The following is a 26,188-nucleotide window of genomic DNA, read 5'->3' as shown; positions in this document are numbered from 1 at the left end:
TTCTTCTGAGAAAGGGACGCCGGTGGGCATCCTCGACGGCAAGCGGATCCTGGTCGCCGGAGTCACGCTCGACTCCTCGATCGGCTTCGCCACGGCCAAGGTGGCGCAGGAACAAGGCGCGACCGTGCTGATCTCGAACTTCGGCCGCGCGCTGAGCATCACCAAGCGGATCGCCAAACGGCTGCCCGTCGAGCCGCCGGTGCTGGAGCTCGACGTGACCGACGACGAGCACCTGGCCGCGCTGCCGGACAAGATCCGTGAGCACGTCGACGGGCTGGACGGCGTCGTGCACTCGATCGCCTACGGCAATCCGGAGACGATCCTCGGCGGCAAGTTCCTGGACGGCCCGTGGGACGACGTGTCGCGGGCGGTGCACGTCTCGGCGTACAGCCTGAAGGCGCTGGCGGTGACGTGCGCGCCGCTGATGAGCCGTGGCGGCAGCATCGTCGGGCTGACGTTCGACGCGACCGTGGCCTGGCCGGGCTACGACTGGATGGGCGTGGCGAAGGCGGCGCTGGAGTCGACCTCCCGCTACTTGGCCCGCGACCTGGGGGCTCAGGGCATCCGCTGCAACCTGGTCTCGGCCGGGCCGCTGAAGACGCTGGCGGCCAAGGCGATCCCGGGCTTCGAGAAGTTCGAGGAGCCGTGGCTGGAGCGGGCCCCGCTGGGCTGGGACCCGTCCGACCTGGAGCCGACCGGCAAGACCATCGTCGGCCTGCTCAGCGACTTCTTCCCCTCCACCACCGGCGAGATCGTCCACGTGGACGGCGGCTACCACGCGATGGGTGCCTAGCTGTGCCAACTTCTCAGGTAGAGCTCCGCGTCCTCGACGGAGCCAACCTCTACTTCAGCCGCGCCGCGGTCAAGCTGACGCTGGACCTGTCCGCGGTGATCGACGCACCCGCGCCGGCCGCGAAGGCGTACGCGTCGGCGCTCGGCCTCGGCGCCACCCGGCCCGGCCGGATCGGGTCGGGCTTCCGGCAGCGGTTCGCGATCCGCGTGGTCGGGCACATCGTGCGCCGGATCGCGCGCGAGGCCGGCATCGGGCGGATCGGCGTACGGGTGCGGCCGGAGAGCGACGTCCACCGGCTGGTGGTCGCGTTCCCGTGGGCGCACGAGCAGCGGGCTCGCGCTCTGGCGGCGGCGATCGTCGAGGTGGTCGACGCGTTCGGCGCCGAGCAGAGCGAGCTGGCCGAGCTCGTGACGGCCGTCGGTGAGCGGGTCCGCAACGAGCCGCCGGGCAACCCACCGCCGACGCTGCGGCCAAAGGTCCCGGTGGTCGCGGTGACCGGGACGAACGGCAAGACCACCACCTCGCGAATGATCGCGCACATCGGTCGCGCAGCCGGGCTGCACGTCGGCTGGTCGAGCACCGACGGCGTGTACTTCGACGGCGAACTGGTCGAGTACGGCGACTTCTCCGGCCCGAGCGGGGCCGGCCGGGTGCTGTCGCAGCCGGGGATTCAGCTGGCCGTCACCGAGACCGCCCGCGGCGGCATCCTGCGGCGCGGCATCGGCGTCGCCTCGAACGACGTCTCGGTGGTCACCAACGTCAGCGCGGACCACCTCGGGCTGGGCGGGATCGACACCGTCGACCAGCTGGCCGAGGTGAAGGCCGTGATCACCAAGATCACCCGGCCCCGGGGCTGGTGCGTGGTCAACGGCGACGATCCGCGGACGTTCGGGATGCGGCTGGACTCGCCGGCCAAGTGCTGGGTGTTCTCCCGTGATCCCGACTCGCCGTCGATCCGGACCGTGCTGGACGAGGGCGGCCGCGCGACCACGGTGCTGGACGGCTTCGTCACCGTGCTGGACAACAGCAGCGACGCCGAGCCGCTGGTCAAGGTCGTCGACATCCCGATGACCCTGTCCGGGCTGTCCCACTACAACGTCGAGAACGCGCTGGCCGCGGCCTCGGCGGCGCTCGGGCTCGGCCTGCCGCGGGCCGCGGTGATCGAGGGCCTGACCAGCTTCTCGCCGAACGAGAACAACCCCGGCCGGATGAACATGTACTCGATCCGGGACTTCACCGTGGTGATCGACCTGGCGCACAACGAGGCCGGGCTCGAGGCGCTGCTGGAGATCATGAACGGCGTCCGCCGGCCGGGTGGGCGGCTGCTGCTCGCGCTGGGCTCACCGGGTGACCGGTCCGGCGAGATGGTCGCGGCGATGGGTGCGATCGGGGCCCGCGGCGCCGACCGGGTGGTGATCGGGCACAAGGACACCTATCTGCGCGGCCGGCCGCCGGAGGAGCTGGACGCCGTCTTCCGCAGTGGGACGAGTTCCGTCGGGGTCGATGACGTCCCGTCGTTCCCCACCGAGCTGGATGCCGCGAAGGCGCTGGTCGGCGAAGCCGGGCCCGGTGACGTGGTCGCGGTGATGTCTCTGCAGGATCGGGCGAGTCTAAACGACTGGTTGCAGTCCGAGGGGGCTACGGTCGACACACCGGAGATCTTGAAGAGCAAGGTCGAGCGAGCCCAGCACTGAGCCCCGGCCCTCGGGTCGCGGGGGCGGAATCGAGGTGCGATGCGTTATCTGTGGGCGGTTCCGGCCGCCGTGGTCGGCTGGTTCGTGGCGGGTTTCGCCCCGACGTACCTGGCCGGGCTGCCCGACGCGTCCACGATGTTCGTCCCGGCCACCAGCGGCCGGGTCGACCTGCTCGTGCTCGGCGGAGTCGCCGGGGGAGCGGCGGCCGGGTTCCTGCTCGGCCGCATCCGGTACGCCGTACCGCTGGTCCTGGTCGTTGCCGGCGGCACCTGGTGGCTCAGTGGGCACACGCTGTCCGCCCGGGACCTGCTGATCACGTTGCTCGCGGCAAGTGCCCTCGGCGCCTTCTTCGGTGCCCTGGGCACCCGTAGCTCGGTCGTCGCGGCCTTCGCGCTGACCTTGCCACTGGCCTGGTACGCAGCCCGCCCGGCCGCGGACCTCGGCGACTTCCGATGGCTGTGGCAGCTCAACGGGCTGCTCGTCGCCGTCGGGCTGACGATCGTGCTGTACGTCTGCTGCTGGCGGCGCGGCTGGCGCTCGGCGTACTTCTGGCCGGTGCTGATCGCGGCCTACCTGGTCTCGTTCGCGATCGTCGACGCCCTGCGCGCCGTCGCCGCCGGTGCGGGCCGCCCGGCCGACGACATCGCCGACGCCGGGACCGACGCGTTCTTCCAGTCCTTCGAACCTCTGCTGCGCGACTACTGGCCGTGGATGGTGCTCGCCGTCCTGCTGGCGATCCCGATGACCGCCCTCAAGCTGCGCGCCCTGCCGCCGCCACCCCCGCCCCCGGACCCGTACGCCGACCGCACCAACGACGCGGTCCTGTCCGACGACCTCGACTGGATCGACCAGGCCGAACCGGAACGCAAACTGCTCGCCCGCCGTGAGTCGGTCGCTGAACCGCAGTCCTAGCCACGCTCGACGAGAGGCCGCTCGGTACGAGAGAGCTCGGCGATCTGGGCCAAGCGGTGAGCCCGGGCCGACTCGGCCGGCGTGAACGCCTCTCCGGCGCGGGTGAACACGATCAGCCCACTCCACGGTGACGGCACCTTGAGTACCGAGCCGTCCGACGGGAACAGGCCATGGCTGATCGCGAGCCTGTCGGTGACCACTCGCGCTCCGAGCAGCTCGCTGATCGCGTGCGGCAGCTCCGACGGATCGGCGACCACTCGGGCCGCGAGGTTCAGCGCCTCGGTCTGGCCGTCGACCAGCGCCAGGGCGGTCGTCGGCCAGAGCTGTACGTCCCGTCCACCGGCTGCTTCGACCGCGACGAGCAGATCGTCGGCGGCCAGCGTGTCCGACGTACAGACCACCAGCTCGTCCCGTACGCCGTCCGCGAGCGGGTGCACGGTCAGGTCGAGGATGTTGACGTCCAGCTCCGCAAGCTGCCCCGTGAGCCGGTCCAGTTGGCCGGTTTCATCGTCGAGCGTCACCCGGATCCGCCACAACGACGGTGCCCGCTCGATGGTTTCGTGGGCGGCTCGGCGAGTCCGCCGATCCGGTGCGTGCAGCCAGCCGCGCAGCAGCCGCATCGCCGAGGGCTCGACCACCCAGATCACCAGCGCGGTGCTGGTGACGGCCAGAAGCCCCACCGCGAGCAGGTACGGCGGGTGCACGGCCAGGACGAGCGCGTGCAGGGCGAGCTCGACCGGGAGGACGGCGGCGAGCTTGGCCAGCGACAGCCGGAAGCGATGCGGGTGGGGTAACCGCCCGCAGACGTCGCACGCCGATCCGGCCGCGACCGATCTCCGCAGTTGTTCCATGCCGATCAGGCTGGCAGCGGGCTGTTGCCGCTGCGTTGCCCGGACGTAAAACCGCAACGACGCGCCGCCCCGCACGACGTCGATGAACATTCAACAATAGGCTCGGCTCCAGTTGGGAATCCGCCTTCCCTGGAGGAGAACTGTGAAGATTCGTCCCGCCCTGGGTGCCGCCGCTGTCGCCGCTGCCGCGCTCGCTGTCTCCGTCACTCCCGCATCCGCCGCGCAGCAGACCAGCGCCTCCGACTGCCGGCAGGGTCAGGCCTGCTTCTTCGAGACCACGAGCTTCGGTGGCAAGAGCGTCGTCTACGACGACGTGCCGACCGCCTGCACAGTGCTGCCCTTCGCGCCTGGCGCGCTGTTCAACTGGTCGACCGAAGACGTGCTGCTGTACCGCACCGCCGACTGCTCCGGTACGCCGTCGCTCGAGCCGGCCAACAACTTCCACAGCTACCCGAGCACCAAGTTCCTCAGCTTCCGGGCCGGATAGGGCCTGTCTCCCTAAGCCAGCAGGTCTCGCGCGAGCCAGCCGTCTTCGTGCCACCCCGGAGGGATCGCGAAGACGGCTGAGCCGATCGTCGTCGTCCACTCGTTCAGCGCGTCGGCGGCGTCCAGCCGGGTCAGCAGCGGCAGGAACTGGCCGGCCACGTCGGCCTGGTAGCTGAGGAAGATCAGGCCGCTCTCCCGGGTCGCCCCGGTGTCGTGCACGTAGTTGAGGCCCTTGCGGAAGATCCGGCGACCGTCGTTTTCGCTGTGGTGCGAGAGCCGCGCGTGTGCGTTCTCGGCGATCACCAGCCGCCCGTCGGCGTCGCGCGCGTCCAGGTCGAGCTCGTCGTGCTCGGCCGTCCCGGTGATCGGCGCGCCGGTGGACAGCTTCCGCCCGACCGCGCGCTCCTGCTCGGAGCGGGTCAGCTCGTCCCAGGTGTCCAGGTTCATCTTGATCCGCCGTACGACGAGCGTCGTGCCGCCGCGGAACCACTCCGGCCCGTCGGCCCACACCGTCGCGTCGAATTCCGGCGTCCCGACCGCCGGATTGCCCGTCCCGTCGACCTGGCCGAACAGGTTCCGCCCGGTCACCGGCTTGCCGTCCGGGCCGGTCGAATTCCAGAAGCCGGTCTGCCGCCACACCGGTCGCGCGAACGGTGCCGCGTCCGCCACCAACCGCCGTACAGCGTGCACGACGCTGACGGGGTCGTCGGCGCCGACCTGGAGCAGCAGATCACCGCCGGACCAGGCCGGGAGCAGCCGGTCGTGCCGCATCACCGGCAGGTCGTCGAGCCCGCTCGGCTTGTACGCCGTGAGGCCGGGCCGGGTGAACACCCGCGGCCCGAAACCCACCGTCACGGTGAGCGCCGTGTTCGGAACGGCCAGCTCGGGTGCTGTGTCCCCGGGCGGCGGACGTCCTTCGGTCAGCGCGACGATGTCGGTGCTCCACAAGCGCATCAGCCGGCCGAGGGCGGCCCGGTCGGTGCTGCTGAGCAGGTTGAGGGCGACGAGTTCGGCGTGCTTCGGGGTGGGCGCCGCGATGGCCGGCTGGTGGTCGCCGTACGGGCTGACGACGCGGCTCGGCGTCGCCTCGGCCGGGACCGGCTGGTTGCTGAGGGCAACAACGCCGCCGGTCACGGCGGCCCCAGCGGCGGCGGCTCCGGCGTACCCGAGGAGCTGTCGGCGCGAGGGCCGGGTGGGCTGGTCTGCAGAGGTCAAGAGGCAGGTGTGGGGGTCTGGGAGGGGTGGTAGTGCTCCTCCTCCTCGGTGAACTTCTTCACCGGCACGGTCAGATCGTGGCTGCTGCCGTCGGAGAACTTCAGCGTCAACGGCACCTCGTCACCGGGCTTCAACGGCTGCTTGAGGTCCATCAGCATCACGTGGTCGCCGCTCGGCGCCAGATGGGCGTGCGAGCCGGCCGGTACGGCGATCCCGCCGGCCTTCTCCCGCATCACCATCTTGCCGTCCTTCATCGCCATCTCGTGCAGCTGGACCGTTCCCGCGACCGGGGAAGTTGCCGAGGTCAACTTGATCTCGCTGCCGCCCGGGTTGGTCAGCGACATGAACGCCGCCGTCATCGTGGTGTCCTTCGCGCCGGTCGTGGTGCGTACCCAGGCGTCCTCGACCAGCACACTCGGCGTACTGACCGAGGGGGCGGTGTCGGCGGCGGCCGCCGAGTCACTGGAACCGCAGGAGGACAGCAGGAGGGGGAGGGCAACGACCGCACAGGCCATCAGCAACTTCGTCTTCACGGACAGGCCAACGACGGTGCCCGGACCCGAGTTCCCTCCGGTGCGGGGACACGCGGTGTGTCCCCGCTCACCGTCCGTCTACTCCGTTGCCGTGTCAGCTTCCCCGTCCGGGCGAACGAAGTCGGGGTCGCCGCCCTCGTCGCCGGACCGGGCGCCGGCCTGCGCGAGGTGGGAGACCGACTCCAGCTCGGCGAGCACCGACTGGTGCTGGTCGACGCAGAGCACGACCAGGTCGCCGCGGTTCGACCGGGTCAGCGCGTACCGGACGGCGTCGAGCTCCTCCAGCACCGTCTCCACCGATCGGCAGCGGGCACCCTTGTCCATCGCGGCCCGGACACCCTCGACGATCAGCCCGGCCGAGTCGCCGCGCTTGCGACCGCGCAACCGGGTGTCCTCCCGCACGATCAGTACGTCGAAGTGCTGCGCCGCGACCTCGCCCAGCTCGCGCATGTCGTCGTCGCGCCGGTCGCCCGCCGTGGCGATCACGCCGATCCGCGAGGGCCGGCCGACGTCGGAGGACGCACCCAGGCTCTCGCCCAGCCGGTTCACGAAGTCGCCGAGCATGCGCATCGCCGGCGCGTTGTGGCAGTAGTCGATGATCACGTGCCGGCCGTCCACCTCGATCTCGTTCAGCCGGCCCGGCGACAGGTAGTACGACGTGTTGAACGTGCGCAGGCCCTGCCGGATGTCGTGCAGCGGCGCACCGGCCGCGAACGCCGCGGCGGCGGCCGCCATCACGTTCTGCACGTTCATCATCGCCCGGCCGCCGAACGTTGCCGGGAGCAAGTGTGTCCAGGCCAGCTGCATCGACCGCCGGCCGTGCTTCATGATGATCATGTCGCCCAGCTCGGACCGCTCCAGCACGACGGCCCGGCCGCCGCGGCGGCAGTGCCCCTCGATGTACTCGCGGACCTCGCTGCCCGCCTCGGCCATGCTGAACCACACCACCTGGCCGGAGCACTTGCGGCGCATCTTGCGGACCAGCGGGTCGTCGGCGTTCAGGACGGCGAAGCCGGTCCGCGGCACCGCCTCGACCAGCACCGCCTTCACGTCGGCCAGCTGCTCGAGCGTGTCGATCCCGCGCAGCCCGAGGTGGTCGGGCTGGATGTTCAGTACGACGGCGACGTCGTTGCGCTCGTAGCCCAGGCCCTCGCGCAGGATGCCGCCCCGCGCGACCTCGAAGACCGCGAAGTCCACCCGCGGGTTCTGCAGCACCATCCGGGCCGACTTCGGCCCGGACGCGTCGGCCCGGATCACCAGCCGCTCGTCGATCACGACACCGTCGGTCGACGTCATGCCGACCTTGCGGCCCATCTGCTTGAAGACGTGGCTGATCATCCGCGAGGTGGTGGTCTTGCCGTTGGTGCCGGTCACCGCGACGATCGGGATCCGGCTGGTCGCGCCCGGCGGGAACAGCATGTCCACCACCGGCTTGGCGATGTACTGCGGTTCGCCGATCGTCGGGTTGGTGTGCATCCGGAAGCCCGGCGCGGCGTTCACCTCGCAGATCGCGCCGCCGGTCTCGCGCACCGGCTGGGTGATGTCGGGGCAGATGAAGTCGATGCCGGCGATGTCCAGCCCGATCATCCGGGCCGCTTCCTCGGCGATCTCGACGTTCTCCGGGTGCGCCTCGTAGGTGCGGTCGATCGAGATCCCACCGGTGGACATGTTGCCGGTCAGCGTCAGCTTGACCATCACGTCCTCGGGCGGGACGTCGTCCATCTCGAAGCCCTGGCTGCGGACCAGCTCGCGGGCGGCGGCGTTCACGGTGATCCGGGTCAGGATCTTCTCGTGCCCGACGCCACGGCGCGGGTCGGCGTTGGTGATCTCGACCAGCTCGGCGACCGTGTGCACGCCGTCGCCGACCACGTGCGCGGGCACGCGCTCGGCGATCGCCTCCATCCGGCCGTTGATGATCAGGCACCGGTAGTCGCGGCCGGTGACGAAGTTCTCCACGATCACCCAGCCGCGGCGGGACTGGTCGGCGGCGATCGGGAACGCCTCGCGGACCGCGTCGGCGTCGGCCAGGTTCAGGCAGACGCCGCGGCCGTGGTTGCCGTCCAGCGGCTTGCAGACGACCGGGTAGCCGATCTTGTTCGCGACCGCCACCGCGTCCTCGACGGTCCGCACCGAGTCCGACCGGGGGACCGGCAGACCGGCCGAGGCCAGCAGCCGCGTGGTCAGGTCCTTGTCGCCGGCCACGTCGACCGCGATCGAGCCGGTCTCTGAGGTCATCGTGGCGCGGATCCGCTTCGCGTGCACGCCCTGGCCGAGCTGGACCAGGCTGGCCTTGTTCAGCCGGATCCACGGGATGTCGCGTGAGGTCGCCTCGTCGACGATGGCCTGCGTCGACGGGCCGAACGCCGTCCGCTCGGCCTGCTTGATGAACCGCTCGAGCTCGGTGGTGAAGTCGAACTCCGGGTCGGGCTGGACCAGGTGGTTGACGAACCGGACCGCCAGCTCGCCGGCGGCCAGGCCGACGGACTCGTCGGCGTACGAGTAGATGATGTTGTACCGGCCGGGCACGCCCTTGACCTGGCGGGTCTTGCCGCGCCGCATGTCGTGGCCGGCCTCCTGCTGCAGCTGCAGGGCGACGTGCTCGGCGATGTGGCCGAGCCAGGTACCTTCGTCCAGCCGCTCGATGAAGCCGCCGCGGCGGCCGCGCGAGCAGTGGTGCTGGTCGAGCCGGGGCAGGTCGGCGAGCAGGTGCTCGGTGAAGCCGGGGATCGTGTTCGACGGGAAGTTCTCCAGCGATCCCAGGTCGACGACCAGGTGGATGGCCGGTTCGTAGCTCCACACGTTCGGGCCGCGGTAGACCCGGGTCTCGATGATCTTCAGATCGGGGCTCGGGCTGCCGAGCGCCGTCGTGCTCTGCTGGGGGGCGGTGTCGGTCATGAAGTCCCACTGTCTGGTTGTGTCGCCGGCTCGGCGGCCGGCTTGGTGTCAGGTCGGCTGAGTTCGGCGCCCGCGCTCAAAGGCTCGGTCGCCTCCGGTCTGGACTCGGCCGCCGACGAGACCCGCCGGGCCACCCGCTTGCCGGCCCGGCGCTTCTGCTCGGCGTAGTAGCGCGGGGAGACGCCTTCGGCCGCGATGTCGCGGGCCAGCTTGCGCAGATCCGCCTCGGCCGCCTCGATCTCGGCCAGTTCCTCGGCCGGGGGCTGCGAGCCGTACGACAGCAGCACCCGGTCGCGCAGGTCGAAGGTCGCGGTGGCGGGCAGCACGTGCAGTACGACGCCGGAGGCGAGCATCGCCTCGGACCGCTTCGCGAAGTGTGCGTTGGAGGTGATCCGGCTGCCGTCGAAGATGGTCACCGCACCCCGCCCGACCACCTCCAGATGAGTGCCCCGGACAACGGCCGCGGTGTCCTCGTCGACGCCGATGCCGAGCAGACCGGGGGACTGGGCAACCAACGAGAGCAGCCGCCCGTAGCGGTTGCGCTGGGCGAAGTGCTGGTCGACGATCGCGCCCTGGACCAGGCCGAGGCCACCGGCGAGCTGGCTCATCCGCTGCCGCGGGGTCGCCCCCGAGCGGCCGAACGCGATCATGTGCTCGGCCAGGATGCTGGCGCCGGCCGACGTACCACCGACCGCGGCACCACGCCGGTGCGCGGCCGTGACGGCCCGGCCGAACGCCGTACCGGTGACCACGCCGCTCAGCTTGAGTTGGTTGCCGCCGGTCATGAAGATGCCGGTCGCCTCGTCCAGCGGCTCGATGAACGCCGGGTCGTCGGCGTCCTCGCGGTTCTCCGGGCGGACCCCGACGACGCTGGCCGCACCGAGTGCGGAGAACAGCGCGGAGTACACGTCGGTGACGTCCGGACCGAGCGCCGACGCCGTCGGCACCACCACGATCCGGGCCTTCGGCCCACCGGCCGCCTCGACGAACTCCTGCAGCACCGTGCGCTTCTTGAGCTTGTCCTCGGCTCCGCCGATCGCGAAGAGAGCACCCGGCCCGCTGCTCACCACCTGTTGAGACATAGCCGAAGAATAGGTCAAGGCGCGGCACGGTCCACCACGACGCCGCAGCCCAGCCGCCCCAGGATCAGAAGAACAGAGAGAAGAACAGAGAGAAGAACAGAGAGAAGAACAGAGAGAAGAACAGAGAGAAGAACAGAGAGAAGAACAGAGAGAAGAACAGAGAGAAGAACAGAGAGAAGAACAGAGAGAAGAACAGAGTACTGGTAGCTGTCGTAGGTTGGGTTGACGAAGCAGTGACGTCCGTCTCTTGCTTCAGCGCGAGAACGTGGCGCCGCTCTCGCGTCCAAGCAGGGGAAGGTGTCCGACAGTTTCAGTAGCGCCGTAGACGATCTGCCGGATCGAGGCCCCGCCGCCGCGAGTTCTTCGTTCCCCGCCCAGCGGGACTTCTTTGCGTCGAGAATAGGCGTTCGTTGGTCGCCTGATTTCGCCAAAGGTCCAGGCCTGATGACATCGATTGCTGCCAGGAGGCCGTTACTCGCTTCCTCGAGCAGCCACGAACAGCCCGGTACGACTTGCTCAAGTCTCGTCTCCGTCCGACGGTCTGCAGGTGGTGACCACCACGACCGACGCGGACGGGCCGGCGACGCTGACCACGAACATCCGGCTGACCGGCGCGACCGCGGACGCGCACGGGACCGGCGTACAGACGACCTTCGTCCGGATCGGCCGCACGCTGTACGGCAAGGGCGGCCAGCTGACCAGCAACCCGAACAAGCCGTGGGTGAAGTACGACCCGGCGGCGAAGAACGTGGCCGCGAAGGACCCGGCGGCGATGCTGGCCGGCGGGATGCTGCAGTTGCTCGGTGCGCAGCTCGACCAGTACCGGATCGTGGCCGGTGCGCCGTACGCGACGAAGTTCGACGCCACCCCGGGCGAGCCGGTCGACGGGGTCGCGACGACGAAGTACACGATGACCGTGGACCTGCCGAAGGCCTCCGCTGCCAAGGCGTTCGGGCATTACCTCACGGCGGACGCGGTGGCGCAGAGCAAGGTGACCTCGCTGGCGGTCGACATCATGGTGGACGCCGAGTCCCTGCCGCGCACGTCCGCCTACGAGGTCGACGGCGCAAAGGTCACCGGCACCTTCGGCAAGTTCGGCGAGCCGGTGACGATCACCGCCCCAGCAGCCGCCGAGATCGCCTGAGAACAGAGCAGAGGGTCGCGGTGGGCTTTCGGGCCTACGAAGCAGTGACCTCTGTTTCTTCGGAGATGCAACGTGATGGCGGCGACCTACCCGAGCAACGGGGTGCTGCACCGAATGAATGTTCGTCGGACCGTGTTCCGGCCAGCTGTCTCGGCGTAGGTCGCAGCGGGTGCCACCTTTGCCTGTGGTTCACTGCCCGGATGCGTCGATGACGCAGCCTTGCTTTTCGGCGCCATTGCTGCGCTGTGCGGTTCTCGACACCATTTGTTCCGGGCACGCGGATGGTCATCCGCCTTCCAGCTGCCTAGGGCAAGTTGGTTCCGGCCCCTTGAGGTTGGCGGAGACCGCGAGGAGCTTGAACAGGCCGTCACCAAACGCCACGCACGCCATGAGACCAGCGGCGCTCACGTGTCACGTCATCGCGTCGCGCTTCTTGCGGGGCCCGAGACCGGCCACAGCCTCGTGAAGACCAGCACCGGGAAACCAGCCGCCGACACCACACGACCTCGAGCAGCGTCGGCCAGGACGGCGGTCCACTGTCCACAAGTCTTCATGTCACGCGGAACACCGGCCACCCGATCTCCGTGCGCCAGGCGGCCGGATCGCTCACATCCCGGGGCCCCACGCGGTAGACCTCCCGCACCGGCCCAGCCACCGACATCGCGTTCTCCACGACCCACGCACCGAGCTCGCCGTAGGTGACGTCGACGCCCTCGTGCTCGCCGACGTGGGTGGTGACCGCGAGTTCCGCGGCGGGCAGGGTCACGGCGTGCACCCGTCCGGTGCGCGGCGGGGTGGAGGTCGGCAGGTAGACCAGCACCCGACCGCGGCCCTCCTCGAACAGGGAGTTGTCGTAGGTACCCCCCGGCGGGCCGGTCACACCTGCGCCTACGGCCGCTTCGAGCTCGGCCATCGCGCCGGCGAACCACGCCCCGACGTCGGCGTGGCCGATCACTGCCTCAACCGCGGCGACCTCGCGGGCGGGTTCGGCGCGCAGCTCGACCTCGATCGGCGCGGGATCGGGCTGCAGGAGGCGCCGCAGCGAGGTCACCGCGGCCCGGGTGCGATCCAGCTCGGCCTCCAAGCGCCGCAGGTGACCCGCGACCAGGGTCGACCGGACGCCGGGGTCCGACGTCCGCAGGATCTGCTGCACGTCGCTCAAGGGGACGTCGAGCTCGCGGAGCCGGTTGATGACCTGCGCGGTCGGGATCTGCTCGACCGAGTAGTAGCGGTAGCCGGTCGCCTCGTCCACGACGGCCGGCTCGAGCAGCTTCCCCTCGTGGTAGCGGCGCAGGGTCCGCACGCTCAGGTGGGTCAGACGCGAGAACTCCCCGATGGTCAGCACGCGTCCAGTGTGGAGGCTCCCCCTGGGGGAGGGTCCAACACTTGACCCTCCTGCGCCGCGAGGCCGCACGGTGACGACATGACACACACCGACCTCCGCTCCGACAACCTCCCGACCACCGTCCGCGACTTCCTCGCAGCCAGCACCGTGCACGACGCCGACACTGCCTCGTCGTTCCTCGTCGAAGACATCGTGATCGTCGACCAGAACGAGACCTTCCGGGGCCGCGACGAGGTGCACGCGTTCCTGCGCGATGCCGGCGCCGAGTTCGAGTACACCACCGAGCAGATCGGCGCCCGCCGCGTCGACGACGACCACTGGGTGGTGACCCTGCGCCTCGAGGGCACCTTCCCGGGCGGCGTCGCCGAGCTGGACTACCGCTTCACCCTCCGCGGCAACCTCGTGGCCGAGCTCGTCATCGCCAACCACGAGGCCTGAGCCCGACCGCACACCACCGAACTGTCAAAGGAAGAGGAAGAATGTCCAGCAAGGAACGTGACCGCCTCGACGGCCGCCACGCGCTCGTCACGGGCGGGTCGAAGGGTTCGGGCAAGGCCGTCGTCACCCGCCTGCGGGAGATGGGCGCCGACGTGTGGACCACGGCCCGGACGATGCCCCACGGGTACGACCGCCCCGACCGGTTCATCGAGGCGGACACGGCGACCGTCGATGGCGCGCAGCTCGTGGCGGACCGCATCGCCGAGTCCGTCGGCGCGCTCGACGTCCTCGTGCACGTCGTCGGGGGCGCCTCGACGCCGTCGGGTGGGTTCGCGGTCATCACCGAAGAGCAGTGGCTGACCGAACTGAACCTGAACTTCTTGGGTGCGGTGCGGCTCGACCGGACCCTTCTGCCGGCGATGGCCGGGGCGGGGTCGGGTGTGGTGCTGCACTTCACCTCGATCCAGCGGGAACTACCGCAGTACGACGCGTCGCTGGCGTACGCGGCAGCCAAGGCGGCGCTGCGCACGTACAGCAAGGGCCTCGCCAACGAGCTCGCACCGCGCGGCGTGCGGGTCAACGCGATCAGCCCCGGCGGCATCGAGACCGAGGCCTACGAGCGGTTCGTGGACCGGATCGCCGAGGGCAACGGGCTCACCCGCGAGGCCGCCAAGCAAACGATCTACGACTCCCTCGGCGGGGTTCCCCTTGGGCGGTTCGCCCAGCCCGAGGAGATCGCCGACCTGGTCGGGTTCCTGGTGTCGGACCGCGCGTCGGCCATCGTGGGCGCCGAGTACGTCATCGACGGCGGCACGGTCCCGACCGTGTGAGCCATGGGGGCGGCCTCAAGGAGTGGCCGCCCCGTCGAGACAACCCTTGGAACACTCGATGAGTCACCGACGAGGAACCCCATGACCACTCACGTCACCGCACCGCCCCCCGTCCAGCCGGTCGGACCGCCGCCCCCCTTCGATCCCGAACTCGCCCCCGTCCTGGACGTGCTGACCAGCATCCGGCCCCCGGACGCGTACCGCCCGGACACCATCGTCGAGATGCGCCAGCCCGTCCCCGGCGTACCGACCCCGACCGACGACGTCCTGTCGCGGGACGGCGCCTACCTCGTGCGCGAGAGGGCCGTGCCTGGTCCGGACGGGGACCCGGACGTCACGCTACTTGTTTGCCTCCCGCGGCAGGTGCGCACGCCGGTTCCGGCCATCTACTTCATCCACGGCGGCGGGATGATCGTCGGCGACAACCGGTTCGGCCTCCCCGAGATGCTGGACTTGGCTGAACCGCTGGGCACGGCGGTGGTCTCGGTCGAGTACCGGCTCGCGCCGGAAACTCCCCACCCGGGGCCTGTCGAGGACAGCTACGCCGGTCTCCGCTGGCTGTCGGAGCACGCCGACGAGCTCGGCGTAGACCCTGAGCGCGTCCTCGTCGCGGGCATGAGCGCCGGAGGCGGACTGGCCGTAGGTGTCGCCCTCATAGCCCGTGACCGTGGGGGCCCGACGATCGCGGGACAGCTGCTCCTGAGCCCCATGCTCGACGACCGCAACGACTCGCCCTCGGCGCGCCAGATGCGCGGCATCGGCATCTGGGACAACCGCTCCAACGAGACAGGCTGGAACGCGCTCCTCGGCGAGGGCGTGCGCGGGGGGCCGAATGTGTCCCCTTACGCCGCGCCGGCCCGCGCCGCGGACCTGTCCGGCCTGCCACCCACCTTCATCGACGTCGGCTCAGCCGAGACGTTCCGGGACGAGGACGTCGCCTTCGCGAGCCGCCTGTGGCAGGCCGGCGGCCGCGGTGAGTTGCACGTCTGGCCCGGCGGTTTCCACGGGTTCGACGTCGTGGCACCGTCCGCCGCGATCTCCAGGGACGCGTTTGCTGCCCGCGCGGCGTGGCTGCACCGCCTGCTGGGCAGGTGAACGGGCGGTGCAGACTTCGTGGAGGCCTGGTGTCAGGGGCGGCCCTTCACATGCTGAGGTTCATCTGATGGGTCGCTACCGCTTCTGGTGCGGTACTCGAGAGCTCCCATCGCTGCCCGATCCCGGAAATCGCCCGGGTTGGGGCGGACGCTGCGGTCGTGGCGGACCGAGGCGCTGGCCTACAACGGCTTCCGCTACTCCCGTATCCGCATCCTGCCACCGCGGAGCAGGCAGCCTGCTCCGCGGTGGCAGCGCTCAGTGGCCGAAGGTGAACCAGTTGACGTTCACGAAGTCGGCCGGTTGGCCGCTGGTGAAAGTCAGGTAGACGTCGTGCACCCCGGTGACCGCGGAGATGTTGGCCGGAACGGACCGCCAGCTCTGCCACCCGCCGGTGTTGCCGATGGCGAAGCTGCCGATCGGGGCGTTGGATCTGCTGTCCAGGCGGACTTCGACCAGGCCGCTGACGCCTCCCGCGGCGCCCGAGGCGACGCGTGCGACGAACTGGCGGGCCGGCGTACTGCCGAAGTCGATGCTGCGGTAGAGCGCCCAGTCGCCGTTGCCGATCTGGCTGAGGTTCTGGCCGCCGCCGGAGTCGCTGGTCGTCTCGAGGGCCACACCTGACTGCTGAGCGAACCCTTCGGCCTGCAAGGTCCCGTACGCGCCGGTGCCACCAGGAGGCGGCGTGGTCGGGGGAGTCGTGCCGCCGCCCTTGGTGGAGACCGCGACGTAGTCGACGACCATCGGGTGACCGGGCACGGTTTCGGCGCGCGGGGTCGGGCCGTTCAGCGCGTCGGGGAACGCGCCGCCCATCGCGACGTTGAGCAGGAGGAAGTAGCCCGCGTGCGACGTCATGCTCGCCCAGGTGTCGGCCGGCAGCTGGGCCTGCGTGACCGAGTGGAACTGCTGGCCGTCGACGTACCAGCGGAACGCGTTGGGCGAGCTGCTGGTGTCCCACTCGAACCGGTAGGTGTGGAACGCCGACTGGCAGCTCGCCCCGGGACAGACGCGGCTGGCGCCGAGGCCGCTGGTCTCGTTGCACGGACCGCCCGGGTTGACGCCGCAGTGCAGCACGGCCCAGACCGAGTTGATCCCGTTGACGTTCTCCATGATGTCGAACTCGCCGATGGCCGGCCAGTTCCAGTAGTTGCCCCGGTACGGCTGGCCGAGCGCCCAGAACGCGGGCCAGTAGCCGAGCGCCGCGTTGCCGGTGACGTTGGGCATCTGGATCCGGCCCTCGATCGCGAGGACGCCACCGGCGGGCGGTTTGAAGTCGGCGCGGTGGGTTTCGATCCGGGCCGACGTCCAGTTGCCGGCGCCGTCGCGCCGCGGAGTGATCCGCAGGTTGCCGGCGCCGTCGAGGGACAGGTTGTCCGGGCTGCTGGTGTAGTTCTGGATCTCGCCGGTGCCCCAGTTGGCCGGGCCGCCGGGGTAGCCGTGGCCGGTGTCGACGATCCAGTTCGCGCTGGACGGCAGGCTGCCGCTCGGGCCGTTGAAGTCGTCGGACCAGACCGTGGTCCAGCCCGCCGGTGGCGGCGGCACGCTGGCCTGAGCGGCGATGGTCAGCGGGACGGCGACCAGGATCGGGGCGACCAGCGCACTGAGCAGGGTCCTCAGCCTGGTCCTGGACGGTGTGTTCGGGCGGGAACGCATCATGACCTCCCTGGATGGGTTACGCCTATGGGAGCGCTCTCATCGCCCGGAGTCAACAGCTCGTCACGATTCCGCGCGGTCAGATCTGGCCGCGGTAGACCGTCGTACTGCGCCGCACGGTCATCCCGAGCCGCTCGTACATCGCCAGCGCGCCGGTCCCGGAGTGCGTCCACAGCGTCAGCGACGTGCGGCCCCGGGCGTGCATCGCCTGCGCCGCGATCGCGAGCAGCGCCTTCGCGACCCCGCGACCCCGATGGTCCTTGCGGACGGCGACCTGCTCGACGTACCCGTCCTCGGTGTCCGGCAGATCGAGGCTGAGCACCGCGCCGACCAGTTCGTCGCCGGCGAAGGCGAGCGGAGACAGCTCCGGGGCGAAGCTCGACCGCTCGATGCTCAGCCGCGCCCATTCGTCGTACGACTTGCGCCGCGGCTGCCAGTCGTCGAACGCGTCCTCGATCACCTGGTACGCCGCCTGCTCGTCACCGGGCGCGAACGGCCGGACCGTGAGCCCGTCGGGGATCCGGATCTCGAGGTCCGCGGTCGGCATCGTCAGCTGCCAGTTCGTCGCCAGCACCTCGTACCCGCGGGATCGCAGCAGTTCGGTGCCGGCCAGGTCCTGGTCGTCGACTGTCTGCGCGACCCAGTCCGTACCGACTTCCGCAGCCCGCGCCTCCGTCCAGGCCCGCAGGGCGCTGCCGATCCCCTGACCGCGGAAGCTGGGATCCACATCGACCTGGGCGCGCCGGCCTCGATTGATCCACGCCCATCCGGCCAGCCGCCCGTCCGCGGCGTGCACGACCAGGCTGTCGACGGCCGCGTCCAGGCCCGGACGGTTCAGCGCGGCTTCGATTCCGTCGGCGCCTGTCTCGACGACGCCGATGAGGTCGCGTTCCACCGCGCTCACCAGGGCATGAATCGCCGGTACGTCGGCGGTCGTGGCTGGGCGCGCGGTGCAGCCGACGGGCAGGTCGAGGAGTGGGGCCATGCGCGGGATCTTGCCCCGCACCCGCCGCTCTCCGCAAAAGTGGCAGGTTGTGGTAGGTCACACAGTGTTTGCGGCGACCCCCGGATCTGTCACGATGTGAGCGAACCGGGTCGACCTGAACAGAGCAGCAAGGCCCCTCCTTCCCGCCAACGAGGAGTGTCGCTGTGCGTACCGTGAGGGCCGGTCTCGGCGCCGCCGTCGTTGTTGTGGCGCTGGCCGCCTGTGGAGCCGGTGCGGACAGTACGGCGCAGACCGGGCCGGCGCCGTCCGTCAGTACGTCGTCCGCTTCGCCGGCGCCTTCGACTCCCGCTCGGAGCGACGACAACCTGTCGCCCGCGAACCTCGCGTCGGAGTTGCTCAGCCAGTTGGCGGCGAAGGGAACGTTCCGGGTCGTCTCCCGGACCCAGAATCCGGGCCGCGACGTCGTGCTCGTCACCGCCGACCTGAAGCTGACCCGCGAGGGCACCGACCTGGTCGCGAACGGTCATGGCCGGAAGGTGGTCAGGACCGGCCAGGCGCTCTATCTCAAGGATGCTGCGCTGACCGACAGCAGGTCGCGGCCCTGGCTGGAGATCGCCGGTGACGGTGACGCCGCCCGGTACGCCGACCAGCTCGTCCGCGCGGCCCGAGTCCACGAGGTGATCGGCGGCGCGGCCCACGCCACCGCCTTCCAGCGCGGCGACCGGGTGACGGTCAACGGCGCAGCGGCCCAGGAGTACGTCGTCACGCTCGACCTGCCCCGGGCCACGGCGGCCGAGGCGCTGGGCGGGTTCCTCACCGCGGCCGACGCCAAGAAGTTGCCTGAGGCACTCACCTTGCGGATCGCCGTCGACGCCCGCTGCCTGCCGGTCCAGCTGCGGTTCACCCTGGACGACGCGGACGTCGTCGCCACCTTCAGCCGCTTCGGCCAGAAGCTGACCGTCACCCCGCCACCCGCCGCGAAGATCGGTGAGCTCGACCTCAGCTGACATCGCGGGCCGATCCGGTGAGGCCGCGCAGCAGGACGGCGAGCGCGACCAGCACGATGCCGAACCAGACCACGCTCGTCACGCCGACCTGGTCGGCGAACAGTCCGCCGATCAGCGCACCGAGCGCGATGCAGGTGTTGTACGCCATCGTGTTGAGTGACATCGCGGCCTCGAACGCCTGCGGCGCGGCCGCGAGGGTCATGGAGATCTGACTGAGCTGTACGACGCCGAAGGCCAGCCCCCACAGGATCATCGCGACGATCACGCCGGCGTCGTTCGTACCGGCGACCAGGAGCAGGACGAGCGCGGCGACCATGGCGAGTCCGCCGCCGACGAAGCTGCCGCGCAGGCTGCGGGTGACGGTGTGGCCGCCGAGGAAGTTGCCGATCGCACCGCCGATCCCGAAGACGATCAGGACGACGGTGACGAAGCCGACGCCGGCCGACGCGTTCTGCTCGAGGTACGGCCGGACGAAGGTGTACGCGCCGAAGTGGCCGAGCACGAACAGCACGACCATGAGCAGCACCACGCGCAGCGACACGTTCCTGACCGGCAGCTGAAAGACCTCGCGGACCGAAACCGCGTTGGCCGAGGGCAGCGACGGGACGGTGGCGGCGACCGCGAGCAGGACCACCGCGCTGAGCGCCGCCCAGATCGCGAACGTGGTGCGCCAGCTGGTCGCGCTCTCCAGCAGCGTGCCGAGCGGGATGCCGACCACGGTGGCGATCGAGATGCCGGACATCACGACGGCCGCGGCCCGCCCGGCGTGCTTCGGCGCGACGATGCGCATCGCCATGCTGACGCCGATCGCCCAGAAGACGCCGCTGGCGAAGCCCATCACCATCCGGGTGCCGAGGATCAGCGGGTAGTTCGGGGCGATCGAGGTGATCAGGTTGCCGGCTGCCAGTACGGCCAGCAGCGTCGTCAGCAGCTTGCGCCGGTTGACGCGCCGGCTCCACGCGACGATGAACGGTACGCCGAGCCCGGCCGCGACTCCCTGAGCCGTCACCATCAGGCCGGCCGCGCCGAGGGAGACGTCGAGGCTCTGGCTGAGCGGGGTGAGCAGGCCGATCGGCATCAGTTCGGTGGTCAGGAAGACGAACAGGCTGGCGGTGATGGCAGCCACGCCCAGCCATCCCCGGATCGGGGACACCTGCTGGGACGACGTGGCTGTCCTGTCTTCACGAGTGGTCATGGCCCCCAGTCTTGGGCGTTGCCTATCAATGAGTCCAACACATGCTTGTCACTCGATTGATCTCCGATCATGATTGATCGAATGGAGCTCCAGCAGATGCGGTACGTCGTCGCCGTCGCCGAGACGAACAACTTCACCCGGGCCGCCCAGCGCTGCCTCGTGGTCCAGTCGGCGCTCAGCCATCAGATCGCGCGGCTCGAGCACGAGCTGGGCGCGAGGCTGTTCGAACGCACCAGCCGCCGGGTCCGGCTGACCGCGGCCGGCGCGGCGTTCCTGCCGGTCGCCCGTCAGTGCCTGGACGCGGCGGAGCGGGCGGCCGCCGAGGTCGCGGCGACGATCGGCGAGGTGCGCGGCCACCTCGCGCTCGGGACGATCCCCTCGGTGGCGGCCGTAAACCTTCCCGCCGTCGTCAAACAGTTCCACCAGCGGCACCCGAAGGTGCGGGTCAGCTTCGACGTCGGCGCGAGCAACGAGCTCACCGAGCAGGTCCGGCAGGGCGAGCTCGAAGTCGCCTTCCTCGGCATCCCGGCCACCGCGCGCCCGCAAGGCGTCGTGGCTCGCGAGCTGGCCACCGAACGGCTGGTGGCCGTGGTCTCCCCGGACCACCACCTGGCCGGCGAGACCACGATCGACCTGCGCAGCCTGTCCGAGGAGGTCTTCGTGGACCTGCCGGCCAAGACCGCGGGCCGCGCGCAGTCCGACCTGGCCTTCACCGCCGCCGGCCTCACTCGCCAGGTCGCCTTCGAAGTGACCAACGCGGACTACCTGACGCGGTTGGTCGCCGCCGGCCTGGGCGTGGCAATGCTTCCGCCGTCGTACGTCGAGACGCTGGCCGGCCTCGTCGCGATCGAGGTCGTCGACGCGCCGGCCCGCGCCGAGTATCTGATCTGGGGCCGCGGTCCGCGCAGTCCAGCGGCCACGGCCTTCCTGGAGTTGCTGGGCTACGCGCCGGATTGAGCGACGGCAGCCTTCAGCTGAGGCTGTCGGCCGCCTCGACCTCTTCGCGGGAAATGCCGAGCAGGTACAGGATCGTGTCCAGGTAGGGCACGCTGAGGTGGGTGTCGGCGGCGGCCCGGACGACCGGCTTGGCGTTGAACGCGACGCCGAGGCCGGCGGCGGCGAGCATGTCGAGGTCGTTGGCGCCGTCGCCGATCGCGACGGTTTGCGACAGCGGGGTGTTCGAGGCGGCGGCGAAGCGGCGGAGCGCGACGGCCTTGCCGGCCCGGTCGACGATGTCGCCGACCACCTTGCCGGTGAGCTTGCCGTCGACGATCTCCAGCTCGTTGGCCGCGGCGTAGTCGATGCCGAGATCGGCCGCGATCTTGTCGGTGATCTGGCTGAACCCGCCGCTGACGATCGCGAACTGGTAGCCGAGCCGCTTCAGTGTCCGGACCAGCGTCCGCGCACCCGGCGCGAGCTGGATCGCGTCGTACACCTCGTCGAGCGCGGTGGCCGGCAGTCCCTCGAGCCGGGCCACGCGATGCCGCAGCGACTCGGCGAAGTCGAGTTCGCCGCGCATCGCCTGCTCGGTGACCGCGGCGACCTCCGCCTCACGACCGGCGTGGGCGGCGAGCATCTCGATCACCTCGCCCTGGATCAGGGTCGAGTCGACGTCCATCACGATCAGCCGCTTCGCCCGCCGGTACAGCCCACCGGCCTGTACGGCGACGTCGAGCCGCTGCCGGACACCTTCCATCGCGAGCACAGGCCGCAGTGCGTCGGGGTCGGCACCGGACACCGCGATCTCGACCGCGGTCACCGGGTAGCGCGCCATCCGGCTGATCCGGTCGATGTTCGCGCCGGTGTCGGAGATCCGGCCGGCGATCGCGGCGAACCCCTCGGCGGTCAACGGCGAACCGATCACCGTGACCTGGGTCCGGCCCTTGCGGCGCGGTTCGTTGTCGCCGACACCCTTCTTCACGTCGATGTCGACGTCGAGCTGCTCGGCCAGCTCCTTCAGTTCCTTCTTGAGCTCCTTGTGGTCCCGCGGCGCCGACAGCAGCACCCCGAGCACCAGCCGTCCCCGCAGCACGACCTGCTCGGCGTCGATCACCTCGAGCCCGCGACTCGCGATCGTCGACAACACCGCCGACGTCAGACCCGGACGGTCCGTACCGGTCAACGTGACCAGCAGCGTCGGGCGGTTCAGCGGGGGCGTCTCTTGCTCAGCCTGTCCTGTCATCGCAGAACAGAACGCTAGCCGAGTCCGCCCGGCCCCTGGACGCCCGGTCCACATCCCGTCTGCCTGCCACCCGGCCGTCAACTGGTGGCCGGAGTCCCTGGGGGATGTGAAGGAGCCGACTGCAGGGGAGCGGCGTCAGGTCAGCGGAGGGTGAAAGGCCCGCACGCAGCAACAAGAGCTCGCCGAGCAGCAGCGGCAAGGCCGATCAGAGCACGGCGACGAGCATCGGCCTCCGCGCCGGTCACCGCGGCGCCGTCGTCCTCCAGCGCCGCGTCGGCGATCGCCAGACAACGCCGCGCCGTCGCGGCCGCCTTCACCGCGCGAGCGTCGTACCCGGGAGCGAGGTCGTCGCCCTGGCCCTGACCGATCTTGCGGATGTCGATCAGCGCGTCGGCGATCTCCGGCTTCCATCGCGCGACGTCCAGCGCCGCCAGCGACTCGGCCGCCTCGATCAGCGCCGCCCGCAACCCACGGTCGGCCTCACCGAAGTCCGCCGGCGGGGGAGTCTGCGCGGCCAGCACCGACCACTGCACGGCCGGCCCGACGTACGCCGGAACCAGCCCGATGCCGGCCCCAGCCAGTACGACGGCCTCGCCCGCCTCGAGCGCGGACTCGTTGAACGCCGGCGGTCCGGCGAGCCCGATCGGGTCACCCGGCACGGGCAAGGCCAGGTATGCCTCGCGCGCACCGGCGGCGCGCAGGAGATTGAGCGCCACCGGCAACGTCGCGGGCTCGGGATGCGCTGCGAGCCCGGCGACATGGTGCCCGACGTCCGGGCCGACGATCTTGTGCGCGGCGGTGTCGGGGTCACAGGTCCCGGCGAGCATCGCGTTCGTCCACACGGTGAAACGCACCGAGGCGGCAGTCGTCAGCACGTCCGCAAGTCTCCCATCACGCCGTACCGGCGGCGACACCAGCAGGGTCGTCGCCGGACCTGTTCGGCCACCCCGTAGGTTTTGCCTCATGACTGCAGTGGTGGAGCTGGCCGGCATCACGATCGTCCGGGACGAGACGCGTCTGCTCGACGGCGTCGACTGGACCGTAAACGAAACCGACCGCTGGGTGGTGATCGGCCCGAACGGCGCCGGCAAGACCACGTTGCTGCAGGTGCTCGCGGCCCAGATGCACCCGACGTCCGGCGTGGTCGGGTTGCTCGGCGAGGTGCTCGGCACCGTCGACGTTTTCGAGCTGCGTCCGCGCATCGGCCTGACCAGCGCGGCGCTGGCCGACCGGCTGCCGAAGGGCGAGCGGGTCTCCGACGTCGTCGTGTCCGCTTCGTACGCCGTACTGGGTCGCTGGCGGGAGGAGTACGACGAGGTCGACCACCAGCGCGCCAAGGAGCTGCTGACCGAGCTGGGCATCGGTCACCTCAGCGACCGCACCTTCGGCACGTTGTCCGAGGGGGAGCGCAAGCGGGTGCAGATCGCCCGGGCGCTGATGACGGACCCGGAGCTGATGCTGCTCGACGAGCCGGCCGCCGGTCTCGACCTGACCGGTCGTGAGCAGCTGGTCCGCTCGCTGAGCTCGATCGCGACCGCCGAGGGCGCACCGGCGATGGTGCTCGTGACGCACCACGTCGAAGAGATCCCGCCCGGCTTCACCCACGCCATGCTGCTGAAGCAGGGCCGGGTCGTCGCGGCCGGCCCGATGGACCAGGCGCTGACCGCCGAGACGCTCAGCGAGACCTTCGACCTGGCCCTGACCCTCGAGCACAGCGACGGCCGGTACACCGCCCGGGCCTTCTGACCCCTCCGCCCACCCCGCGATCCTCAGCGACCGACCCCGCCGCAAACCGTTCCACCCCACCGCAATCGTTGCGTCCGACCGCAACCGGTCTGCCCTGTCCGCGCGGTACTGTCGAAGACAGGCACCCTCGAAGTCCCGGTTGGGGAATCCGCCGGACTTCGGGCTGCGTCCGACGGGTGGTGGACCTGCCAGAGGTCCCGATCGCGGATAGGGTTGGCAGATGATGGATTGGCTGCGGGACAACGTCTGGGCGGCATGGCTCGGAATCGCCGTCGTGCTCGGCCTCGCGGAGCTGGCCACGCTCGACTTCACCCTGCTGATGCTGGCCGCCGGCGCGCTCGCCGCGACCGGTGCGGCCGCACTGTTCCCAGGCCTGCTGTGGCTGCAGATCGTTGTCGGTCTGCTGACCGCGGCCGCGATGCTCGGCGCGATCCGCCCGCTGCTGGTGCGCAAGATCCACCACGGGGTGGAGATGAAGACCGGCTCCCAGCACGTGGTCGGCCGCACCGGCGTGGTGGTCAAGGAGATCCACCCCGACAGCCTCGGCTCGATCAAGCTCGGCGGTGAGCTGTGGACCGCGCGGCCGTTCGACGACCTGACCACGATCGCGCCGGGCACCCGGGTCGAGGTGATGCAGATCGACGGCGCGACCGCCGTCGTCTACCCGGTCGGCCTGCCGCTCGGCCATCACCAGCACGAGTCCGACCGGCCCGACACCCAGCCGACGACCGACGCGAAACCCGATTCCGACCCGCCGCGCTGAGCGCCGCCGGCCGTTCTCCGGCCCGACGCCGGATCGTGAGGGAACCGGGCTGGGCAGTGGCCCGTCGATAGGAAAGACTGTCGATCCTGATTCGTTCGAGTGGAGGGTCACGTGGAAGCGTTCCTCATCGTGCTGGCACTGGTGGCATTACTGGTGGTCGTCACGTTGGTCAAGTCCGTCCGGGTCGTGCAGCAGCAGACCGTCGGCATCGTGGAACGGTTCGGGAAGTTCAAGGTCGGTCTGCAGCCCGGCCTGAACCTGCTGACCCCGTTCGTCGACAAGGTGCGCTACACGATCGACATGCGCGAGCAGGTGGTCGCGTTCCCGCCGCAGGGCGTCATCACCGAGGACAACCTGATGGTGTCGATCGACTCCGTCATCTACTTCCAGGTCAACGACCCGGTGCGCGCGACGTACGAGATCTCCAACTACATCCAGGCGATCGAGCAGCTGACGATGACGACGCTGCGCAACATCATCGGTGGCATGGACCTGGAGCAGACGCTGACGTCTCGCGAGGAGATCAACGAGAAGCTGCGGTACGTGCTGGACGAGGCGACCGGCAAGTGGGGCATCCGGGTCAACCGGGTGGAGCTGCGCTCGATCGACCCGCCGCCGTCGATCCAGGACTCGATGGAAAAGCAGATGCGCGCCGACCGCGACAAGCGCGCGGCGATCCTGACCGCCGAGGGTATGCGGCAGTCGGCCGTGCTGTCGGCCGAGGGCCAGAAGCAGTCCGCGATCCTCACCGCGCAAGGTGACAAGGAGTCCCGGATCCTGCGCGCGCAGGCCGAGCGGGAGGCCCGGATCCTGAAGGCGCAGGGTGAGGCGCAGGCCATCACCACGGTCTTCAACGCGATCCACGCCGGCAAGCCCGACCAGGGCCTGCTCGCCTACCAGTACCTGCAGATGCTGCCGTCGATCGCGCAGGGCGACTCCAACAAGCTGTGGATCATCCCGAGCGAGATCGGCAAGGCGATGGAGGGCCTGGGCAGCGCCGTTGGCCAGATCGCCGGCATCCCGCAGAAGGCCGAGGGCCCGTTCCCGGAGCCGCACGAGGTCCAGCAGGACGAGCCGACCCCGGAGTTGTCGAGTACGCCGGACGCCGCGGTCGCCGAGGCCGACAACGCCGTTCAGGAGGCGATCGAGGCCGCGCAGCGTGCCGCGGTCAGCTCCCGGGCGCAGCAGCCGGCCACGCCGGCCGTCACCTCGACGCAGGACACCGTCCCGCCGGCCACCCCGCCGTCGCCGCCGCAGCAGCAGTAGGGTTTCGCCTTCCTGGTAAGGCATCCGGCCCGGTGCTCACCTCTCGGTGGGCGCCGGGCCGTTCTGGTGCCCCGGACATTTGCGCGTTCAACGACTGGACGCGTGCGCCACCGGTCAGGT

The 26,188-nt window shown here is 70.3% G+C and carries 24 protein-coding genes; 13 read left to right on the top strand and 11 right to left on the bottom strand.

Annotated features, from left to right (window positions below):
- The first annotated feature begins 22 nt into the window (after window positions 1-22).
- The 3 genes from fabI to BWI15_RS22505 are packed head-to-tail and all read left to right on the top strand — an operon-like array spanning window position 23 to window position 3,399.
- On the top strand, window positions 23-793 hold the full coding sequence (gene fabI, locus BWI15_RS22515; RefSeq protein ID WP_077016450.1) for an enoyl-ACP reductase FabI: 771 nt from the start codon (window positions 23-25) through the stop codon (window positions 791-793).
- Between the two features lie 2 nt (window positions 794-795).
- Window positions 796-2,487 (top strand): Mur ligase family protein, encoded by a 1,692-nt coding sequence (locus tag BWI15_RS22510; RefSeq protein ID WP_077016449.1) that lies wholly within the window; start codon window positions 796-798, stop codon window positions 2,485-2,487.
- A gap of 39 nt (window positions 2,488-2,526) precedes the next feature.
- Window positions 2,527-3,399, top strand: a complete 873-nt coding sequence (locus BWI15_RS22505) for a hypothetical protein (protein ID WP_077016448.1) — start codon at window positions 2,527-2,529, stop codon at window positions 3,397-3,399.
- Here BWI15_RS22505 and BWI15_RS22500 read toward each other — a convergent pair.
- The gene (locus BWI15_RS22500; protein WP_077017203.1) at window positions 3,396-4,250 is read right to left on the bottom strand and encodes an amino acid-binding protein; all 855 of its coding nucleotides are present in this window, start codon (window positions 4,248-4,250) and stop codon (window positions 3,396-3,398) included. The genes BWI15_RS22505 and BWI15_RS22500 overlap by 4 nt on opposite strands.
- Window positions 4,251-4,392: 142 nt before the next feature.
- Between BWI15_RS22500 and BWI15_RS22495 the strand changes: the two genes are divergently transcribed.
- A complete protein-coding gene (locus tag BWI15_RS22495) occupies window positions 4,393-4,737 on the top strand; it encodes a peptidase inhibitor family I36 protein (RefSeq protein WP_077016447.1) in 345 nt (114 codons plus the stop codon).
- An 11-nt stretch (window positions 4,738-4,748) separates the two neighbouring features.
- Here the strand turns inward: BWI15_RS22495 and BWI15_RS22490 are convergent, their stop codons facing one another.
- From BWI15_RS22490 to BWI15_RS22475, 4 genes are all read right to left on the bottom strand, one after another.
- The gene (locus BWI15_RS22490) at window positions 4,749-5,951 is read right to left on the bottom strand and encodes a Dyp-type peroxidase (RefSeq protein ID WP_077016446.1); all 1,203 of its coding nucleotides are present in this window, start codon (window positions 5,949-5,951) and stop codon (window positions 4,749-4,751) included.
- Window positions 5,948-6,484 carry a copper chaperone PCu(A)C gene (locus tag BWI15_RS22485; RefSeq protein ID WP_083750939.1) on the bottom strand — a complete coding sequence of 179 codons (537 nt, stop codon included), beginning with the start codon at window positions 6,482-6,484 and terminating at the stop codon, window positions 5,948-5,950. The genes BWI15_RS22490 and BWI15_RS22485 overlap by 4 nt, the downstream gene beginning before the upstream one ends.
- Before the next feature lie 78 nt (window positions 6,485-6,562).
- Window positions 6,563-9,379, bottom strand: a complete 2,817-nt coding sequence (gene cphA, locus BWI15_RS22480) for a cyanophycin synthetase (protein WP_077016445.1) — start codon at window positions 9,377-9,379, stop codon at window positions 6,563-6,565.
- Window positions 9,376-10,461: a cyanophycinase gene (locus BWI15_RS22475; protein ID WP_077016444.1), complete on the bottom strand. Its 1,086-nt coding sequence runs from the start codon at window positions 10,459-10,461 to the stop codon at window positions 9,376-9,378. Before BWI15_RS22475 ends, cphA begins: the two co-directional genes overlap by 4 nt.
- Window positions 10,462-11,008: 547 nt before the next feature.
- On the opposite strand from BWI15_RS22475, the gene BWI15_RS22470 reads away from it, so the two are divergent.
- Window positions 11,009-11,605 carry a hypothetical protein gene (locus BWI15_RS22470; protein WP_077016443.1) on the top strand — a complete coding sequence of 199 codons (597 nt, stop codon included), beginning with the start codon at window positions 11,009-11,011 and terminating at the stop codon, window positions 11,603-11,605.
- A gap of 550 nt (window positions 11,606-12,155) precedes the next feature.
- Here the strand turns inward: BWI15_RS22470 and BWI15_RS22465 are convergent.
- Window positions 12,156-12,950, bottom strand: a complete 795-nt coding sequence (locus tag BWI15_RS22465; RefSeq protein ID WP_077016442.1) for a MerR family transcriptional regulator — start codon at window positions 12,948-12,950, stop codon at window positions 12,156-12,158.
- 78 nt (window positions 12,951-13,028) lie between these two features.
- Between BWI15_RS22465 and BWI15_RS22460 the strand changes: the two genes are divergently transcribed.
- From BWI15_RS22460 to BWI15_RS22450, 3 genes are all read left to right on the top strand, one after another.
- Window positions 13,029-13,388 (top strand): nuclear transport factor 2 family protein, encoded by a 360-nt coding sequence (locus BWI15_RS22460; protein ID WP_077016441.1) that lies wholly within the window; start codon window positions 13,029-13,031, stop codon window positions 13,386-13,388.
- Between the two features lie 41 nt (window positions 13,389-13,429).
- Window positions 13,430-14,218, top strand: a complete 789-nt coding sequence (locus tag BWI15_RS22455; RefSeq protein WP_077016440.1) for an SDR family oxidoreductase — start codon at window positions 13,430-13,432, stop codon at window positions 14,216-14,218.
- 81 nt (window positions 14,219-14,299) lie between these two features.
- Entirely contained in the window at window positions 14,300-15,313 is a 1,014-nt protein-coding gene (locus tag BWI15_RS22450) for an alpha/beta hydrolase (RefSeq protein WP_077016439.1), read from the top strand.
- Window positions 15,314-15,568: 255 nt separating this feature from the next.
- Here BWI15_RS22450 and BWI15_RS22445 read toward each other — a convergent pair whose 3' ends face one another.
- Together BWI15_RS22445 and BWI15_RS22440 are read right to left on the bottom strand one after the other, a co-directional pair.
- A complete protein-coding gene (locus BWI15_RS22445; RefSeq protein WP_077017201.1) occupies window positions 15,569-16,963 on the bottom strand; it encodes a glycoside hydrolase family 16 protein in 1,395 nt (464 codons plus the stop codon).
- 79 nt (window positions 16,964-17,042) lie between these two features.
- Window positions 17,043-17,948 (bottom strand): GNAT family N-acetyltransferase, encoded by a 906-nt coding sequence (locus BWI15_RS22440; protein WP_077017200.1) that lies wholly within the window; start codon window positions 17,946-17,948, stop codon window positions 17,043-17,045.
- A gap of 164 nt (window positions 17,949-18,112) precedes the next feature.
- Here BWI15_RS22440 and BWI15_RS22435 point away from each other — a divergent pair, with 164 nt between their 5' ends.
- Entirely contained in the window at window positions 18,113-18,916 is an 804-nt protein-coding gene (locus tag BWI15_RS22435; protein ID WP_077016438.1) for a hypothetical protein, read from the top strand.
- On the opposite strand, the gene BWI15_RS22430 is transcribed toward BWI15_RS22435, so the two are convergent.
- Window positions 18,909-20,111, bottom strand: coding sequence for an MFS transporter (locus tag BWI15_RS22430; protein ID WP_077016437.1), 1,203 nt, complete (start codon window positions 20,109-20,111; stop codon window positions 18,909-18,911). The genes BWI15_RS22435 and BWI15_RS22430 overlap by 8 nt on opposite strands.
- An 81-nt stretch (window positions 20,112-20,192) precedes the next feature.
- Between BWI15_RS22430 and BWI15_RS22425 the strand changes: the two genes are divergently transcribed.
- Window positions 20,193-21,068: a LysR family transcriptional regulator gene (locus tag BWI15_RS22425; protein ID WP_077016436.1), complete on the top strand. Its 876-nt coding sequence runs from the start codon at window positions 20,193-20,195 to the stop codon at window positions 21,066-21,068.
- A gap of 13 nt (window positions 21,069-21,081) precedes the next feature.
- Here the strand turns inward: BWI15_RS22425 and serB are convergent, their stop codons facing one another.
- Window positions 21,082-22,293 carry a phosphoserine phosphatase SerB gene (gene serB / locus BWI15_RS22420; RefSeq protein WP_077016435.1) on the bottom strand — a complete coding sequence of 404 codons (1,212 nt, stop codon included), beginning with the start codon at window positions 22,291-22,293 and terminating at the stop codon, window positions 21,082-21,084.
- A 140-nt stretch (window positions 22,294-22,433) separates the two neighbouring features.
- Complete coding sequence (locus tag BWI15_RS22415) at window positions 22,434-23,168, bottom strand: hypothetical protein (RefSeq protein WP_083750938.1); 735 nt, start codon at window positions 23,166-23,168, stop codon at window positions 22,434-22,436.
- An 88-nt stretch (window positions 23,169-23,256) separates the two neighbouring features.
- Between BWI15_RS22415 and BWI15_RS22410 the strand changes: the two genes are divergently transcribed.
- From BWI15_RS22410 to BWI15_RS22400, 3 genes are all read left to right on the top strand, one after another.
- Window positions 23,257-24,039, top strand: a complete 783-nt coding sequence (locus tag BWI15_RS22410) for an ABC transporter ATP-binding protein (protein ID WP_077016434.1) — start codon at window positions 23,257-23,259, stop codon at window positions 24,037-24,039.
- Between the two features lie 220 nt (window positions 24,040-24,259).
- Window positions 24,260-24,802, top strand: a complete 543-nt coding sequence (locus BWI15_RS22405) for an NfeD family protein (RefSeq protein ID WP_077016433.1) — start codon at window positions 24,260-24,262, stop codon at window positions 24,800-24,802.
- 111 nt (window positions 24,803-24,913) lie between these two features.
- Window positions 24,914-26,068, top strand: coding sequence for an SPFH domain-containing protein (locus BWI15_RS22400; RefSeq protein ID WP_077016432.1), 1,155 nt, complete (start codon window positions 24,914-24,916; stop codon window positions 26,066-26,068).
- Window positions 26,069-26,188: the final 120 nt, after the last annotated feature.

Origin of the sequence: Kribbella sp. ALI-6-A (genome assembly GCF_001984195.1) — a bacterium.
GTDB lineage: Bacteria > Actinomycetota > Actinomycetes > Propionibacteriales > Kribbellaceae > Kribbella.
The sequence above is the reverse complement of the archived record's forward strand: the minus strand, read 5'-3'. Positions and strand labels throughout refer to the sequence as shown.

Bases quoted from the DNA above. Each gene is read 5' to 3' on its own strand.
- BWI15_RS22505 (WP_077016448.1), top strand. From the start codon at position 2,527: ATGCGTTATCTGTGGGCGGTTCCGGCCGCCGTGGTCGGCTGGTTCGTG.
- BWI15_RS22500 (WP_077017203.1), bottom strand. From the start codon at position 4,250: ATGGAACAACTGCGGAGATCGGTCGCGGCCGGATCGGCGTGCGACGTC.
- cphA (WP_077016445.1), bottom strand. From the start codon at position 9,379: ATGACCGACACCGCCCCCCAGCAGAGCACGACGGCGCTCGGCAGCCCG.
- BWI15_RS22475 (WP_077016444.1), bottom strand. From the start codon at position 10,461: ATGTCTCAACAGGTGGTGAGCAGCGGGCCGGGTGCTCTCTTCGCGATC.
- BWI15_RS22460 (WP_077016441.1), top strand. From the start codon at position 13,029: ATGACACACACCGACCTCCGCTCCGACAACCTCCCGACCACCGTCCGC.
- BWI15_RS22455 (WP_077016440.1), top strand. From the start codon at position 13,430: ATGTCCAGCAAGGAACGTGACCGCCTCGACGGCCGCCACGCGCTCGTC.
- BWI15_RS22450 (WP_077016439.1), top strand. From the start codon at position 14,300: ATGACCACTCACGTCACCGCACCGCCCCCCGTCCAGCCGGTCGGACCG.
- BWI15_RS22445 (WP_077017201.1), bottom strand. From the start codon at position 16,963: ATGCGTTCCCGCCCGAACACACCGTCCAGGACCAGGCTGAGGACCCTG.
- BWI15_RS22440 (WP_077017200.1), bottom strand. From the start codon at position 17,948: ATGGCCCCACTCCTCGACCTGCCCGTCGGCTGCACCGCGCGCCCAGCC.
- BWI15_RS22430 (WP_077016437.1), bottom strand. From the start codon at position 20,111: ATGACCACTCGTGAAGACAGGACAGCCACGTCGTCCCAGCAGGTGTCC.
- BWI15_RS22425 (WP_077016436.1), top strand. From the start codon at position 20,193: ATGGAGCTCCAGCAGATGCGGTACGTCGTCGCCGTCGCCGAGACGAAC.
- serB (WP_077016435.1), bottom strand. From the start codon at position 22,293: ATGACAGGACAGGCTGAGCAAGAGACGCCCCCGCTGAACCGCCCGACG.
- BWI15_RS22410 (WP_077016434.1), top strand. From the start codon at position 23,257: ATGACTGCAGTGGTGGAGCTGGCCGGCATCACGATCGTCCGGGACGAG.
- BWI15_RS22405 (WP_077016433.1), top strand. From the start codon at position 24,260: ATGATGGATTGGCTGCGGGACAACGTCTGGGCGGCATGGCTCGGAATC.